This is a genomic window from Bacteroidia bacterium (genome assembly GCA_020852255.1).
GTDB lineage: Bacteria > Bacteroidota > Bacteroidia > JADZBD01 > JADZBD01 > JADZBD01.
The window spans coordinates 78096-94987 of record JADZBD010000023.1; the positions used below are offsets into that span (position 1 = coordinate 78096).

The window sequence follows — 16892 nt, forward strand, 5'->3', positions numbered from 1 at the left end:
TATGGAAAGTACGATAGAGTTGCCGGTTCGCCCGCAGCGTCGTTTTATTCCTGAAACTTTTCAGATCACGGACTGGGTATCTGCAAAGCCCTACTACGATGAACTGCTTTCTCGTGAGATTTCGGATCTGGACACTCTGCGGAAATGGCTGCGTGACTGGAGTGAAATCAATTCTGCCGTTGAGGAAGACGCGTCCTGGCGTTATATACGGATGACGTGCAATACCAGGGATCAGGCACTGGTGGATCATTACAATCTTTTCATCAGTGAGATTCAGCCGGCGATGGAACCGGTTCAGGATAAATTGAACAGAAAATTCATCGCATGTCCTTTCTCCGGTGAATTGAACCCTCTTCATTTTGAGGTATACGTGCGAACGGTTAGGAATCAGGTGGCCCTGTTCCGGGAAGCTAATGTGGAACTCAGTGCCGAGATTTCCAGGGAGAGCCAGAAATACGGCCAGATAGCTGCCGAGATGACCATTACGGAGGACGGCAAAGAGTTCACCCTGCAACAGGCCGCTAATTTCTTGCGAGATCCTGACCGGGCGAAAAGGGAAAAGATTTACATGGCCATTCAGGCGCGTAGAGGCCGGGATAAGAATGTGCTGGATGATCTGCTGAACAGACTCATCGGATTAAGGCATCGCATAGCGCTGAATGCCGGATATAAAAACTTCAGGGATTTTCGCCATCAGCAACTCGGCCGTTTTGATTATACGGTGGCCGACTGCTTTAGTTTTCATGAGGCCGTGGCCTCGGAGGTGGTAAAAGCCACTGCCTTTTTCGAAAAGGAAAAGCAGCGGCAGATGAAAGTGGATGTGCTTCGGCCCTGGGATACCGAATTTGACCCTGATGGACAGCAGCCCCTGAAACCTTCTTCTGATTCAAAGCAACTGATTGAACGTTCGGTGCGTTGTTTCCGTAAAGTGGATCCCTGGTTCGCTACACGGTTAGAGGTAATGGAAGCCATGGGAAATTTTGACCTTGATTCAAGGATCGGGAAGGCTCCCGGCGGTTATAATTCCACTCTTTCTGAGATTGGGGTCCCCTTTATTTTTATGAACTCGGCCAACAGTCAGCGCGATCTGGTGACCATGGTTCACGAAGGCGGGCATGCCATGCATTCCTTTTTAAGCCGCAGCCTGGAACTGCTCGAGTTTAAAAATATACCATCCGAGATCGCTGAACTCGCTTCTATGTCTATGGAATTGATAACCATGGAGCACTGGGAAGAGTTTTATCCCGACAGGGCAGATCTTCGCCGTGCCAGAAAGGAGCAGATGGAGAAAGTACTCAAAGGGCTTGCCTGGATTGCCAGAGTGGATAAATTTCAGCACTGGCTGTATGAACATCCGGAACACACCGCTGAGCAACGTACGGAATACTGGTTGAAGCTCGGTACGGAGTTTGGAACGGGCGTGGTGAACTGGAGCGGAATGGAAGAAATTGCAGGACGCTCGTGGCAGATGCAATTGCATATTTTCGAAGTACCTTTTTATTATATCGAATATGGGATTGCCCAGCTCGGTGCCATCGCTATGTGGAGAAACTATAAAAAGGATCCGGAACTGGCTGTTAAGAATTATAAAGCAGCTCTTAGTCTGGGTTATACCCGCCCATTGCCTGAATTATTTAAAACGGCAGGGGTGCGCTTTGATTTTTCCCGTGAGTATGTCCGGGAACTGACCGGATTCGTTCTTGACGAATACAAGAAATTATCGGAATGAAGCGACCGCAAAGAGAAAGCTATCCGGATTATTTTGAAACCTATATCCGCCTTGTGCCGGGGGATTTGGTGATGAAGGTTCTCGAAGATCAGATCCTTGATCTGCAGTTTATCCTTTCGGATGTGGATGAGGAGAAGCAAGGATTCCGTTATGCGGAGGGAAAATGGAGCCTGAAAGAAGTGATTGGGCATGTTATTGATACGGAGCGAATCATGATCTACAGGGCACTGTGCTTCGCCAGAGGACACGATGCCCCGCAGCCGGGATTTGATCCGGATACATTTATGAAGAATGTCGATTTCAATAAAAGAAGCATCTATGATCTTGCCCACGAATTCAGCGTGGTAAGAGAGTCTGCAATCATTTTATTCAAAGGAATGACGGACCAAGAGTTGGATCGTACAGGAATTGCCAGCAACTGGAAAATGAGTGTGCGGTCGCTGGCTTATACAATTGCGGGACATACCATTCATCACATGAATATTATCCGTTCCAGGTATCTCATCTGAACCGGTGCCTTCCGTTGCGGAAAACGGACGACGCGGTCTGCATATAGGCTTTCAGAAATTTTATCCTTTTCAATTCCTCCTCCGGATGGATCTTAACCGGTTTTTTAAGCGAGCGGTCAGGCAAAACCGCAAAATGCTCTGCTTTTTCAGTAGTGAATGAAAACCGGGTGATAACGGTGTCCATTTTCAAAATGACATCATTCAGGTATCCTTTACATACTGCGAATCCTTTCCCCGGAGAAAAAACCGATTGCCCGATAAAATGATGAATAGCACCACCGCCCGGCAGACCGGCTACAGAAGCCGCAAGGTCTGTCTGACTGGCGGTTTTATCAGAAATACCGGGTTCAATGCCCGGACCCAGTACCAGCAGAGGTATATGGAAGATCCCTACATCACTGTCCGGATTCCGGTACATTTCCGCATGATCTCCAAGAATAAAGAAGAATGTGTTCTTCATCATCCCACGTCGCTGACATGAATCAAGAAAGTCGCCCAGCACCCGGTCGGTGTAATACATGCCTTGTTCCATTTTTGTCAGCTTTCTCAATTCCGGGTGTGCGAAATTGAAAGCCGGTGGTATATCGTAGGGGAGATGGTTGGAAACGGTCAAAAGCACACTGAGTTTCGGATGAAGCGTATCTTTTTGCCATTCTCCGAGCACATAACGGTACAGATCTTCGTCGCAGGCGCCCCATTCATTCTCAAACTGAATAATGGTCAGGTCTTTCTTTCCCCTGATATTGTCAAAGGAATGCTCGAGTATGAAATCAAGATCGTCATATGCGGGATTTCCGTTATGATAGAAGGAACTTTTATATCCTTTGCTTTTCATCACGTCGGCAAGGGTCTGGAATACTTTCGTGCCTTTTCGCCGGGCCAGGTTTCCACCAAGAACGGCAGGAAACCCGCTGAGTGTGCTTATTACGCCGTGCTGTGTGCGCGGACCATTAGAATAGAAATCGTTAAAAAAGAGTCCTTTGTTTTTCCACTGGTCGAACCGGGGAGTAAGCGCTTGCCCGTTCACACTTTTTCCGATAAGATTGTTGCCGAAGCTCTCCACAATGATGATCACTACGTCAGGCCTTTGCTGGCCGGTATCTCCGGATTGCATCCGAACAAAAGGGCTGTTTACTCCCGTAGCGAATGAAATACCGGCGCCAATCCATTTTCCTGTTTCTGAAAAAGCAACAGCGTCGGGTCCGTACGAATAAACCGGAATATCTTTTTCACCCAGACCCTGATCGAGTACAGAACGACTGAAAGAATAAAATCCATTGAGGGCTGATTGCCCCAGGAAGGAGGACGAAGTACCGGGCAGGTAGGTCCATGCCGGCTCTGGCAGATAAAGAAAAGACCCTGTTCCACAAAGGAGAAGGATGAGGGAGCTCCATCCTTGCCGGGTTTTATCTTTGCGTGTGATTTGTATACTCCAGTTCCGTGAAATGAGGTAGTACAGTACCGTGATAAGAATTCCGGCAAGTGAAACGGGAACTATAGGGAACGAATGCAGAATAGTGCTCAGAATGGGGCCCGGATCACGTGCGATGTTCATGGCCATCACATTCAGTCGGGTTCCGAACTGATCGTAGTAAAACAAATCGGAGAACAGGACAAGGCAGGAAAGAAAAAGAGCGAAGCGGAATAATAAATTAAATACGGATTTACGAAAGAGATCGCTTGTGAAAAAAAAGATGCGACTGACGATGTAACAGGAACCTCCGATCACACTCACCGCCATAATGTCGAGCCATAAGCCACCCATCATCACTCCCGGAATCAGGGACAGGGATTCTGCGGGCAGATGATCGGAGTGCCAGAGAAGAAAGATAATTCTTCCTGCTGTGAAAAGTAACAGGAGACAGATCTGAGAGCGCAGGAAGTATTTGAAAAAACTTTTACTGGTCATTGGCTCAGCAGAGGTTGACTTCCCGTTCCAGTTCTACATTGAATTTGTTTTTAATATCGCTGCGTATCTCTTCCGAAAGTGCGAGGATGTCCTTCCCCAAGGCGCTTCCGTAATTCACCAACACGAGTGCCTGCTGGGGATGAACTCCGGCATCCGCACGGCGGAAACCTTTCCACCCGGCTTGTTCGATCAGCCATCCGGCGGCCAGTTTCACCGTGCCGTCCGGTTGCGGGTAAGAAGGCATATTCTTGAAGTTTTCTTTCAGTCTTCCGGCATGCTTGGCACTTACAACAGGATTTTTAAAGAAACTGCCTGCATTGCCCGTTACGCGGGGGTCAGGAAGTTTGCTCCTGCGGATATTTCCGACCGCAGTACTCACGTCGCGAACGGTCGGGCTGTGAACGCCCATTTTGACCAGCTCTTCCCTGATGGCTCCGTAAGAAGTGTTCAGCACGGGTTGTTTGTTAAGCCGAAGTGTTATAGAGACAATAATGAAGCGATCCTTTCCTTCATGCTTGAAAAAACTCTCACGGTATCCAAACCGGCATTCATTGGCATTAAATTTCCGGAGGTGCAAATTGGATATCTCCAGGGCTTCCAGTTCCTCGAACGCATCTTTGATCTCTGAACCGTATGCGCCGATATTTTGCATGGGGCCGGCTCCCGCAGAACCGGGAATCAGCGACAGGTTTTCAATTCCGCCCCAACCATGGTCAACAGCCCAGGTGACTACTTCATGCCAGTTTTCCCCTGCCCCTGCACGAACCCATACATGGTTATCGTCTTCCCGGACTACTCTCATTCCCTTAATGCAATTTACGATAACCACTCCCTCAACATCTTTGGTAAGAAGTACGTTCGACCCTCCGCCAAGTATCAGACGGGGGAGCTGGCTGAATGGAGGGTTAGATAAAAGCTGGATGAATTCCTCCACCTGATCCACTTCTGCGATGAAGCGGGCCTTTACATCCATCCCGAATGTATTATAGGCCTTTAAACTGCAATTTTCCCGGATGATCATCGTTAATCCTGTAAAGATACGCCAGAGCGGGAGAGGGGTGGGAATCACTATCTTAGCGTAATTAACAAAAATCTGTGAAAAAGGCCATTGTAGCCGTCATCAATGATCTGGCCACTGATCAGCGGGTCGACAGGACCTGCCGGACCCTTGTAAAAGAGGGTTTTAAGGTTACACTGGTGGGCAGAAGGCTTCCAGGATCTCTACCGGTTGGTATGCGGCCTTATCAAACACGCAGGATGAGACTGCTATTCAGGAAAGGCCCTCTTTTTTACCTCTTTTTCAATGTGCGGCTGTTCCTGTTTCTTCTCTTACGGCGAGCGGATCTTATAGTTGCCAACGATCTGGATACCCTTGCAGCCTGTTCGGTGGCTGCTACCTTGAAAAGGAGAGTACTTTGGTATGATAGCCATGAGTTATTCTGCGAAGTGCCTGAGTTGATGGGTTCAGGTTGGAAAAAACGGGTCTGGGAACGCATTGAAAGGAGATATTTTCCACGGCTGAAATTTGTGTCTACTGTCAATGAAAGCATTGCTCTCTGGTACCATAATCGTTATGGAATAAAACCGGCTGTGATCCGTAATATACCGGATGTACGCACTCCGTCGGAGCGTAAGAGCAGGGCAGATCTTGGAATGCCGGAAGACCGGAAAATTCTTCTCCTTCAGGGGGCAGGAATCAATGTGGACCGCGGCGCAGAGGAAATAGTGGAGGCCATGAAGCACACCGAAGGCATTGTACTCTATATAATCGGTGGTGGTGATGTACTCCGTGTACTCAAACAGGAGGCGGCTTCTGTGAGCGGGAAGGTGGTCTTCCTTCCCAAAATGCCGTTCCGGGAACTGATGCAGTATACCATGAATGCGGATGCGGGACTAACACTGGACAAGGACCATAATCTGAACTACCGGTATAGTCTTCCCAATAAGCTATTTGATTACATCCGTTGCGGGATCCCTGTAATCGCTTCTTCCCTGCCGGAGATAAATCGCATATTTGAGCAGTATAATATTGGGATTCGCATCCCGTCGCACCACCCCGGTGAAATGGCGGCAGCGATCACAGCATTTCTTTCCGATAATGCGGCACTGATGCGGGCCCGGAAGGAAGTGGAGCGGGCAGCGAAGGATTTAGTTTGGGAAAAAGAGGAGGTGATAATAACACGTATGATTAAAAGTATGTTTCCGTGAAGTTGCATGTTGTTTCCTTTAATGTTCCTTATCCTGCAGATTACGGCGGGGTCATCGACGTTTTCTACCGGCTGAAAGCGCTCAAGGAGGCAGGCGCAGAAGTTATTCTGCACTGTTTTACCTACGGAAGAGAACCAGCGGAAGAACTGAAGTCCTGGTGCAGCGAAGTACACTATTATCAGCGCCGTACGGGTCTGATCACCTGGTTGCGTTCACAGCCTTATATAATAGCCGGGCGCGATGCGCGGTTAGTGCTTCCCCGCTTGCTGAAGGATGAGGCGCCTGTATTACTGGAAGGATTTCATTGCACCGGTGCACTTCTCCTTCCGGAATTGAAGGACAGGAAGATGTTTGTAAGGATGCATAATGTGGAAAAGGATTATTACCGCTCACTGGGACTAGCTGAGAGAAATCCGGTAAAGAAATTATACCTGCTTACAGAGTCACGCAAGCTCAGAAAGGCAGAGCATATTCTGGATAAAGCCACCGGCATTTTTGCGATTTCTCCCGGAGATGTTCAGCAAATGCGTGAGGTGTTTGGCAAGACATATTATCTTCCGCCCTTTCATCCTTACGAAGAGGTGCAGATTCCAAAGGGAAAAGGGTCCTACGCCCTCTATCATGGCAATCTTTCAGTTGGGGAAAACGACGCTGCTGCGTTGTTCCTGGTGAATGAAGTTTTTAAGGATAAGGATGTTCCGCTGGTTATCGCAGGTCGTTCGCCTTCCCCACGGCTGGTCAGCGCGGTGGCGATGAGCCCGAACATCCGGCTGGTTCCATTATCAACACAGGAGGAACTGCAGACACTGATGCGGGATGCACAGGTAAATATTCTCCCGACATTTCAGACAACCGGCGTGAAATTAAAACTGCTTGCGGCATTATATGAAGGAAGGCATTGTGTTGTGAACCGGGAAATGGTTGCAGGAAGCAGTCTCGCAGAACTTTGCCTGGTCGGATCGGATCCGGCAGAACTATATCGCCTTGTGAAGGAAAGTATGAGCCGGGAGCCGGATGAACACGACCTTCGAAAGCGCAGAGAGATCCTGATGGGAGAATTTTCAAACAAACAGAATGCGGAGAATCTCCTTAGGCTGCTGTCGTCTCGGTGATCCGGCCTTTCTCGAAACGAATTTTCCGGGAGGGAAATTTCTGCAGAATATTCACATCGTGGGTAGCCACTATAACGGTACGTCCGGAAGCGCTGATGTCCTTCAGTAGCTGAATGATTTCTTCACTGGTTTCCGGATCAAGATTCCCGGTAGGTTCATCCGCCAGAATTACCTCCGGATCATTGAGCAGCGCCCGGGCGATGGCAACCCGCTGTTGTTCCCCTCCGCTCAGTTCATAGGGCATTTTAAACCCCTTCGTGCCCAGACCGGTTTTTTCAAGAACAGTCTGTATCCGCTCCCTGATCTTCTCCCTGTCGGCCCATCCAGTGGCCTTCAGCACAAAGCGCAGATTTTCATTGACCGACCGGTCCGTCATAAGCTGGTAATCCTGAAATACCATTCCGAGTTTGCGGCGCAGATAGGGTATACGGGATCGCTTCAGGTTGTGCAGGTTGAATTCTGCGATAGTGGCTTCTCCGCTTTTAACAGGAAGTTCGGCGTAGAGTGCCTTTAGCAATGTGCTTTTACCGCTCCCTGTTCGTCCAACAAAAAACACGAATTCTCCCTTATGAATTTCCAGGTCTATCCCTGCCAGAACCATGTTCTTCTCCTGGTATACGGAGATGTTCTTAAGTAAAATGCTGGCCGGCTGATCCATGAATCACAAAAGTACTTCTTGCAGCGGGAAGAGGGCGGTATCCTTTTCCCGAAACCACCGTATAATATCAACATTTTTCCGTTGAAAACTTGAAGATACCGCTACTCCCTGCCTCTTTGAAGGCTTCTACTTTTATTAGGTTAAATGGACATGAGATTCGTGCGGATTTTCCTTGTGCTTGTATTCGGGCTCCTGCTTTACAGGTCGCCGGCGCAGAAGACGGCGCACTACGCCCTTTCCGATCCGGATTTCAGGGACGCGAGAGAGTTGTTTGAACAAGGGAAATTCGGGCCGGCACAGCATATGTTCAACGCGTCGGCAGCCCGGTATTCCGATCCCAATAATTTGGTGAGGACTGAAGCGGAGTTTTTTGCCGCTGTTTGCGCTGTGGAACTTTTCAATAAGGACGCAGAATGGCTGCTCGAGGAGTTTATTTCCCGCCATCCGGAATCACCCCGCCGGACAGAAGCCTGCTTTCACCTTGGCAGATATAATTTCAGAAAGAAAAAGTATACGGATGTTATTCACTGGCTGGCGCAGGTCAACCCGGATGATCTGAGCCCGGAGGAAACGGAAGAGTACCTGTTCAAGAAAGGTTACAGTCATCTGGAATGCGGAGAGCCTGAAAAAGCGGTACTCCTTCTCGCCGACCTTGCGGGCAAGGAGTCGCGGTACGGTCCTCCGGCCAATTATTATTACTCCCATATTCTGTATACTCAAAAAAACTATCAAAGTGCACTGATGGGTTTCCGGAAGCTTACTTCAGATCCGAACTTCGGACCCATCGTGCCATATTATATTTCCCACATTTTATTTCTGCAGGGAAAATACGATGAAGTGGTCGTGTATGCGCCACCGCTGCTGAAAGACACACTCAATGCATCCAGAACACCCGAGATCAATAAAATACTCGGTGAATCCTTTTTCAGAACCGGCGATTACCAGGAAGCAGCACCTTACCTGGAAAAATACATGAACCTGACCGGTGTGCTGAGTCGCTCGGAATGGTATCAACTCGGATTCTGCTACTACAAATCTTTACGGTTCACTGAAGCCATTACGGCCTTCCTGAAATCGGTGGACCAGCAGGACTCAGTTACGCAGAATGCATGTTATCACCTGGGAGATTGCTACGTAAAGATAAACGACAAGAAAAAGGCGGCCGACGCCTTCCTGATCGCTTATACTTCCGGCAATGATATAAAGATCAGGGAAGATGCGTTGTTTAATTACGCAAAACTATCATTTGAGACCGATTATAATCCTTTTAATGAGTCAATCCGGGCTTTTGAAGAGTACCTGGCGGAATACCCGAATTCGGGCAGACGGGATGAAGTGTTCGGATATCTTGTGAATGTATACTATAATCTCCGGAACTATGAGTCAGCGATAAAGTCTATGGAGAATATAAAATCGCTTCCTCCGGATCTTAAAAATGTTTATCAGAAAATTGCGTATCTGAGAGGTGTCCAGCTGTATAACGATCAGAATTATTCTGCCGCGGCAGACCATTTTTCGAAGTCGCTTCAATATCCTGCCGACCGGAATTACGCGGCACTTGCACGATACTGGAAGGCCAATGCAACGTATCAGATGGGAGAACTATCCCGGAACACTTCAATGCTTGATGACGCGATTAAGCAGTTCAGGGAATTTCTGTTTGAAAACGGCGCAGGCAACACGCCTTATTTCAACGTGGTCAATTACGATCTGGGGTATTGCTTTCTGAGAAAATCGGATTTTGATAACGCACTTCTATCATTCCGAAAGTACCTTACCGGAAAACCTTCCGGGGAGAATGCCCGCCTCAACGATGCCTATCTGCGCACGGCGGATTGTTATTTTAAAAAGGGAGAACATGTGCAGGCCGCTGATTATTACGGACGCTCCCTGGAGATGAATATTGCAGAAATGGATTATGCGTTGTATCAGCGCGGACTATCACTCGGATTTTCAGGGAAGGGAGACATGAAAGTACAGGAGTTGAATAAACTGCTGGAACAGTATCCCGGTTCCGTTTACGAAGCCGCAGGCATGTATGAACTGGCGAAAGCATATACCCTCAAAGACGAGTACGAGAAGGCGTATAAGTTGTTTGTAGATATCACGCAGAAGCATCCGGTATCTTCCTACGTGCCACCCTCTATGCTGCAGGCTGGGAATATTCTTTTCAAACAGCGACAGTATGACAAGGCGCTGGTGCAACTGGAGACTGTTATCAGCAAATTTCCCAAAACCGAAGTAGCTATAGAAGCCATAGCCACCATGAATGAGATTTGTAAACAAAAGAGTGATATGGATTGTCTGGAGAAGCTGGGGAAAATTCCATGGGCGAATATTTCTGTTTCCAGGCTGGATTCCAATGCATGGGAACTCTGTCGTTTAGCTTATGAGGAAAAACGCATGGAAGATGCGAAGCGGGAAATGTCAAAGTATCTTCAGAAATACCCTGATGGAACGTTCGTAATGGATGCGTATTTCTACCGTTCGGAGATCGAATATAGTGCGGGCAATTTTACAGCAGCGCTGGGAGGTTATCAGTTCCTGTCGGATCACCTTCCCAATAAATATGGCAATACAGCCCTTCACAAAGCAGCCTGGATACAATATAAAGGAGAGAATTTCCAGGAGGCGCTGAAATTTTACAGCCTCCTTGAACAGCGAACAGAACAGCCGGGGCAGATGCTGGATTCAAGAATCGGACAAATGCGCTGCCTATTTAAACTCAAGTATTATGGTCAGGCGATGGAGTATGCAAAGAAAGTACTGGGATCGGAGAAAGTACCTAAGGAGGTGATACCTGAGTGTCATATGATCCTTGCGAAATCTGCACTGGATACGCAGGCACTTGATCAGGCATGGATATCTTTCCAGGAGGTGATCAAAACTTCCCAGGGTGAGCGTGTGGCAGAGGCGCGCTACTATCTGGGATATGTGAAATGGCTAAAAGGTGAATTCAAAGAGTCGCAGAAGTTGTTGTTTGAGCTCATCCAGAGCAAGCCAGCGTACGGCTACTGGAATGGGAAAGCATTCCTGCTTATTTCGGATGATTATGTAGGACTGAATGATTTGCACAACGCCAAAATTACCCTCAAGGCTCTTATTGAGAAATCTACGAATCCGGAGTTGGTGGCGGAGGCCAACACCAAACTGTCCAAGGTGCTCGAAATGGAAAAGGAACTGGAAGAAAAGAATAAGAAAAAGGAAGGGGAGGGGATGCGTGTGCTCTTCGGCGAGCAACCCTCCATGCCCACACCTTCGGATACCATCAGGAAAGAACAATGATGCGGCAACTGACTATAGCATTTGTGTTGGCCTTTCTTTTCGGACAGGCTCAGGTAAGAAATACTGATACCACGGTGTTTGAGTACCAGACACAGGGAAAACTTCCTGTTGCCAACTCTCTAAAACTGAAGGATCAGCCCGCTTATGTGGACACCGTCAGAATGGTCCCTGAAATGAAGTATTCCATTGTATCCCGCCCGGCATCCCCTCCAGTACATCTTGTGCCAATGAAACAGGCAAAGATGGAAGGAGAGCCGCTTAAAAAGCTCTATCATGGTTTTGTTAAGGCAGGGATCGGGACCTATACCACACCCCTGCTGGAGGTAAGACTGGATCAGCTCAGATCTAAAACCGCTTCTTATGGTGTACACCTCAAGCATCTCTCTTCTGCCTCCCGTCTAAAGGGCGCCGGCTATGCAGGATACAGCGATGATTTAATAGGCGGACATCTGAAGTACTTCCTGCGCAGGCATACGCTTTCTTCCAGGCTTGGATATGCCCGGAACGGATTCCATTATTATGGATATGATTCGGGAACACACACGCTCTCAGACAACGAATATATCCGGCAAGTCCTCCATCGACTGAACATGGGAGTGGAACTTAAGAGCCATTTCAGCGATTCTTCACGGTTGAATCACAGTGTCAGTATGAATATACTCGGACTGAGGGATATCAATGAGGTGAAGGAAACGAATCTGCTGATGAGGGCAGATTTGGGTAAAGTGTATAAAGGTCATTTTTTCGGCGGACGCCTGGTATTTGATCATTTGCTGAACAAACAGGATTTTATTGACACCGCTTCCAGCACGATCTTTAAATTCGAACCATTCGTGCAGTATTCAGGGCATAAGTTTAAGGCCCGCCTGGGGGTATCTGTTACGGCATCAATCGCCGGCAGAAGTAAATTCAGGATGTACCCGAATATGGAGGTACATTATGACGTGGCCGATCACATCTTTATTCCCTACGCAGGACTGGGGGGAGGTATGACACGCCGCAGCTTCAGCGATCTTGCGGACGGGAATCCGTTTACAGATCCGGATGTTTCATTCTCGCTGCGGAATGAGGATGTGCGCATTGAATTGTACGGAGGGATGCGTGGAGCGCTTTCCCGCAGTGTTTCATATAACCTCCGTACCTCTTACAAGCGAATCTGGGACTACGCATTTTATGTGACCGATACGGTTCTGGGAACGCCTGACATTTTTGAAATAATGCAGAACCGGTTCAAGATGGTTTATGACACGGTTACCAGAATAAGTGCGGGCGGAGAACTTCACTTCCGCAGAGATGCGAAATTCTCCCTCCTGCTTAGGGGCAGTTACAACCTTTATACTCCCGAAACGGAACGTTATGCCTGGCATAGTCCGGCCATAGAGCTGGACGCCTTTTTCCGCTATGACCTTCGCGGAAAGATCATTGCCGATCTGAATGTTTTTTACCGCTCGAAGCAACTGGCCCCGGTGCAAAAGAGCACTGCTGAACCAGACGGGGTTGCGGAATTGAAGGGATACGCAGATGTCAATTTGTTGCTGGAATACCGCTACAATAAGCGGCTGGGCTTTTTCCTGAACACCTGTAATCTAACCTCCGCGCGCTATTACCGCTGGCTGAATTACCCTCATCAGCGGATCCAGGTTATGGGAGGACTTTCTTTCTCATTTTAAGGGTTCCCGAATGTGCTTTTTGCACCTTCAAAGGGCATTGAAACAGGCACCGGACGAGGTGCCGTTTTTTGTTAACATTTGTTGATAAAAACCCTTGATTTTTAGGGAGTTTAGGGGCCATTAAGGGGGGTGTTTTCGTATATTTAAACCTGTAAAAATTAACCCCAAATAATGGCAGATTTCACCTATGGAAGACACATTGAAAGAGAAGAGTAAAGGGTCGGATTATTCGGCAGACAGCATTCAGGTTCTTGAGGGTCTCGAAGCCGTTCGGAAGCGTCCCGCCATGTATATCGGCGATATCGGATTCAAAGGACTGCATCACCTCGTTTACGAAGTTGTAGATAATTCCATTGACGAGGCCCTGGCCGGACACTGCCGCGATATTCATGTGAATATCCACGAAGACAATTCCATTTCGGTGAGTGACGACGGGAGGGGTATTCCAACGGATATGCATCCCAAGGAAAAACGCTCCGCCCTGGAGGTGGTCATGACTGTATTGCATGCCGGAGGAAAGTTTGACAAAGATTCATATAAAGTATCCGGAGGACTTCATGGTGTTGGGGTATCTTGTGTAAACGCACTTTCTTCACACCTGAAAGTGACGGTACATCGCCAGGGAAAAGTATTTGAACAGGAATACAGTATAGGAAAACCTCTTTACGCCGTAAAGGAGGTAGGTACCACGGATCGTACAGGAACTACAGTCCATTTCACTCCAGACACCAGCATCTTCACAGTCCAGGAGTATAATTACGATACCATCGCCACGCGTATGCGGGAACTGGCCTATCTGAATAAAGGTATCCGGATCGCCCTGTGTGATAAGCGGAGAAAAGACGATGCAGGAAATGATGTGAGTGAGATGTTCTATTCTGAAGGAGGGCTGCGTGAGTTCGTGGAGTTTCTGGACATGAACCGCGAACGCATCATCCCCGCCGTGATTTATATGGAAGGTGAGAAATCCGGTATTCCTATCGAAGTTGCAATGGTGTATAATAATTCATTCAATGAAAACCTGCATACCTATGTGAACAATATCAATACGCATGAGGGTGGGACACACCTGGCCGGTTTCCGCCGGGGCTTGACGCGTACCCTGAAGAATTACGCAGAGAAGTCCGGACTGCTGCAGAAGCTGAAATTCGAGATCAGCGGAGATGACTTCCGGGAAGGATTAACTGCCGTAATTTCTGTAAAGGTGGCGGAACCGCAGTTTGAAGGTCAAACAAAAACCAAACTGGGAAATAACGAGGTGATGGGGGCTGTGGATCAGGCGGTAAGTGAAATGCTTCAGAATTATCTTGAAGAGAACCCCAAATACGCCCGTACCCTCGTAGATAAAGTAGTGCTCGCCGCAACCGCCCGCCATGCCGCCCGCAAAGCCCGGGAAATGGTCCAGCGAAAAGGCGCTCTCTCCGGAACGAGCCTTCCCGGAAAGCTGGCCGATTGTTCGGAATCAGACGCATCTAAATGTGAGTTGTTCCTGGTGGAGGGTGATTCCGCCGGCGGAACCGCCAAACAGGGTCGCGACCGGAATTTTCAGGCTATTCTTCCGCTCCGGGGAAAGATATTGAACGTGGAAAAGGCCATGGAATATAAAATCTACGAGAACGAGGAGATTAAAAATATTTTTACCGCTCTGGGGGTGGTCCGGGGAACAGTAGAGGATGAGCGGGCCCTGAATATCGAAAAGCTTCGCTATCATAAAGTAGTTATTATGACCGATGCCGATGTGGATGGCAGCCACATTACAACTCTTATTCTTACATTCTTTTTCCGTCACATGAAAGAACTGATCGAGAGTGGGTATGTCTATATCGCTACTCCGCCGCTTTATCTTGTTAAGAAAGGAAAGGAGGAGCGCTATTGCTGGACCGATGAGCAACGAATGGCCTGTGTAAAGGAACTTGCCGGCGGTGAGGGAAAAGAGGGATCGGTAACGGTGCAGCGATACAAAGGACTTGGGGAAATGAATGCCGAACAATTATGGGCAACAACGATGAACCCTGTGAATCGCACGTTGAGAAAAGTTACCATCGAGTCAGCGGCGGAGGCCGACAGGATATTCTCAATGCTTATGGGAGACGATGTGCCTCCCCGGAGGGAATTCATCGAGAAGAACGCGAAATACGCCAATATTGATGCTTAAGCAATGACTACAACACAAAAAAAAGACTCCCGTGGGAGTCTTTTTTTTGCTGATCACTTTTGTTTGACCTGTTTTCCGAACTGACCGGGAATTTTTGGCACCTGCCCGGAGGCAGGTTTTCCGCCAAAGGGTGCAAAGCGCAGATCCTGATATTTGGAGACAAGTATGTTGTGCTTGTATTCGTCTGCACGGTGTCCCACCACATGGTAAGTGAAACTGATATTTGAATTACCTCCGTCCAGTTCCTTTACTTCGAAACCATCGCCGGTTTTGTTAAAAACATACACACCCTTGCAATCGCCCTCCAGCTGAATAAATACTTTCAGGGGATGCGCATCGTCTACATAAATGTTCTTTGCAAAGGTGGGATCAAGTTGTATAATGGCTTTACCATTGATGAGTTGTCCTGTTCCGTAATCTTCAAACATAGGAGAAGGTCCTTCAGGTGCATGCATGATCACCTGATTTCCATTTACATCTTCAACAATCGTTGACACAGATCCGCTTCCGATGATTTTGTAGTTTGTACCCCCCTGGTATGAGGCAACCCATGCTACATAGTCCTGAACTGCATTGAGTGAGTCGTTGAAATAACCTCCCGCCGTAGTTCCGAGCGTGTTGCCTCCCCATGCAATTCCAAATACGCCGTATGTGCGCCCGTTGAATGATCCACCCGATCCGGCAGGTTGGTAGAAAAGCGTAGGGAGTGCATTCCCGCCTCCGATGAATGCGGTTCCGTTTACATTGGAATTATAACCATAAACACCCATAGTGTTTCCTGCCACTGATTCAAAATAACCTCCGAAGCCGGTCGCGTTATTATATCCGACTACCCCAATGCCGGTGGCACTGTTAAAGCCTTCTACTCCTGTACCATTGATATTGTTAACTCCGTATACACCGCTGCCGCTGTTTGTGCTGTTTCCATACACTCCCACACCGGTTCCTGTGTTCTCTCCGTAAACCCCCATTCCGGTTCCGCTGGCATATCCGTTTATAGCATCCGCACCAATGGCACTGGTTGCACCTAATGTACCTGATGCCCATACAGAAAATACATCACTGGCGGAGGGTGTTGTTTTGTTATGAATAACATGCCCCGTATTCACCACACGGAGGCGTTCAATGTTATTCGTTCGCGTTGCAAAAGAAACATTATCATTCGTCCCAATCCAGTGAAGAGCTACGTTTGTTCCGGTATTTCCCGTTGTTAACCAGGCTCCCAGTGATGTGGTAAGGTTTTGCGGAAATGACGTTTGAATATTCATGGTTCCGTTCGCATTGAACAGAAACTGTGTAATGGTCCAGTTCGGACCCGTAGGACCTGTGGCACCGTTTGAGCCAGTGGCTCCTGTGGGTCCAATTGGCCCCTGCGGTCCGGTTGCGCCATTTGCACCGGTAGGTCCTGTTGGTCCGATGGGTCCTTGCGGTCCGGTAGCGCCATTAGCTCCTGTTGGACCGGTAGGACCAATGGGACCTTGTGGTCCGGTAGCACCCGTTGCGCCATTCGCACCCGTTGGTCCGGTAGGCCCGATAGGACCCTGCGGTCCGGTAGCACCCGTTGCACCGTTCGCGCCCGTTGGACCGGTAGGACCAATTGGACCTTGCGGACCGGTAGCGCCTGTTGCACCATTCGCACCTGTAGGACCCGTTGGCC

At 48.5% G+C, this 16892-nt stretch carries 11 protein-coding genes; 7 read left to right on the top strand and 4 right to left on the bottom strand.

Annotated elements, in window-relative coordinates:
* Nucleotide 1: 1 nt before the first annotated feature.
* Both IT233_13110 and IT233_13115 read left to right on the top strand, forming a co-directional pair.
* Entirely contained in the window at nucleotides 2–1729 is a 1728-nt protein-coding gene (locus tag IT233_13110; GenBank protein ID MCC7303573.1) for a M3 family oligoendopeptidase, read from the top strand.
* Nucleotides 1726–2238, top strand: a complete 513-nt coding sequence (locus IT233_13115) for a DinB family protein (protein ID MCC7303574.1) — start codon at nucleotides 1726–1728, stop codon at nucleotides 2236–2238. Before IT233_13110 ends, IT233_13115 begins: the two co-directional genes overlap by 4 nt.
* On the opposite strand, the gene IT233_13120 is transcribed toward IT233_13115, so the two are convergent.
* The gene (locus IT233_13120) at nucleotides 2231–4147 is read right to left on the bottom strand and encodes a sulfatase-like hydrolase/transferase (GenBank protein MCC7303575.1); all 1917 of its coding nucleotides are present in this window, start codon (nucleotides 4145–4147) and stop codon (nucleotides 2231–2233) included. The genes IT233_13115 and IT233_13120 overlap by 8 nt on opposite strands.
* A gap of 4 nt (nucleotides 4148–4151) precedes the next feature.
* Nucleotides 4152–5168, bottom strand: coding sequence for a UDP-N-acetylmuramate dehydrogenase (gene murB / locus IT233_13125; protein ID MCC7303576.1), 1017 nt, complete (start codon nucleotides 5166–5168; stop codon nucleotides 4152–4154).
* A gap of 74 nt (nucleotides 5169–5242) precedes the next feature.
* Between murB and IT233_13130 the strand changes: the two genes are divergently transcribed.
* Nucleotides 5243–6355 (top strand): glycosyltransferase, encoded by a 1113-nt coding sequence (locus IT233_13130; protein MCC7303577.1) that lies wholly within the window; start codon nucleotides 5243–5245, stop codon nucleotides 6353–6355.
* Nucleotides 6352–7467: a glycosyltransferase gene (locus IT233_13135; GenBank protein ID MCC7303578.1), complete on the top strand. Its 1116-nt coding sequence runs from the start codon at nucleotides 6352–6354 to the stop codon at nucleotides 7465–7467. Before IT233_13130 ends, IT233_13135 begins: the two co-directional genes overlap by 4 nt.
* Here the strand turns inward: IT233_13135 and IT233_13140 are convergent.
* The gene (locus tag IT233_13140; GenBank protein ID MCC7303579.1) at nucleotides 7445–8125 is read right to left on the bottom strand and encodes an ATP-binding cassette domain-containing protein; all 681 of its coding nucleotides are present in this window, start codon (nucleotides 8123–8125) and stop codon (nucleotides 7445–7447) included. The two genes, IT233_13135 and IT233_13140, sit on opposite strands and share 23 nt — an antisense overlap.
* Nucleotides 8126–8275: 150 nt before the next feature.
* On the opposite strand from IT233_13140, the gene IT233_13145 reads away from it, so the two are divergent.
* From IT233_13145 to gyrB, 3 genes are all read left to right on the top strand, one after another.
* Complete coding sequence (locus IT233_13145; protein MCC7303580.1) at nucleotides 8276–11410, top strand: tetratricopeptide repeat protein; 3135 nt, start codon at nucleotides 8276–8278, stop codon at nucleotides 11408–11410.
* Complete coding sequence (locus tag IT233_13150; GenBank protein ID MCC7303581.1) at nucleotides 11407–13080, top strand: hypothetical protein; 1674 nt, start codon at nucleotides 11407–11409, stop codon at nucleotides 13078–13080. The genes IT233_13145 and IT233_13150 overlap by 4 nt, the downstream gene beginning before the upstream one ends.
* A 187-nt stretch (nucleotides 13081–13267) precedes the next feature.
* On the top strand, nucleotides 13268–15235 hold the full coding sequence (gene gyrB, locus IT233_13155; GenBank protein MCC7303582.1) for a DNA topoisomerase (ATP-hydrolyzing) subunit B: 1968 nt from the start codon (nucleotides 13268–13270) through the stop codon (nucleotides 15233–15235).
* A gap of 53 nt (nucleotides 15236–15288) precedes the next feature.
* On the opposite strand, the gene IT233_13160 is transcribed toward gyrB, so the two are convergent.
* Nucleotides 15289–16892, bottom strand: a 1604-nt coding sequence (locus IT233_13160) for a collagen-like protein (GenBank protein MCC7303583.1), incomplete at its 5' end; no start/stop codon positions are given.

Excerpts from the sequence above, each read along its gene's own strand:
- IT233_13115 (MCC7303574.1), top strand. The coding sequence starts at position 1,726 with ATGAAGCGACCGCAAAGAGAAAGCTATCCGGATTATTTTGAAACCTAT.
- IT233_13110 (MCC7303573.1), top strand. The coding sequence starts at position 2 with ATGGAAAGTACGATAGAGTTGCCGGTTCGCCCGCAGCGTCGTTTTATT.
- murB (MCC7303576.1), bottom strand. The coding sequence starts at position 5,168 with ATGATCATCCGGGAAAATTGCAGTTTAAAGGCCTATAATACATTCGGG.
- IT233_13120 (MCC7303575.1), bottom strand. The coding sequence starts at position 4,147 with ATGACCAGTAAAAGTTTTTTCAAATACTTCCTGCGCTCTCAGATCTGT.
- IT233_13150 (MCC7303581.1), top strand. The coding sequence starts at position 11,407 with ATGATGCGGCAACTGACTATAGCATTTGTGTTGGCCTTTCTTTTCGGA.
- IT233_13140 (MCC7303579.1), bottom strand. The coding sequence starts at position 8,125 with ATGGATCAGCCGGCCAGCATTTTACTTAAGAACATCTCCGTATACCAG.
- gyrB (MCC7303582.1), top strand. The coding sequence starts at position 13,268 with ATGGAAGACACATTGAAAGAGAAGAGTAAAGGGTCGGATTATTCGGCA.
- IT233_13145 (MCC7303580.1), top strand. The coding sequence starts at position 8,276 with ATGAGATTCGTGCGGATTTTCCTTGTGCTTGTATTCGGGCTCCTGCTT.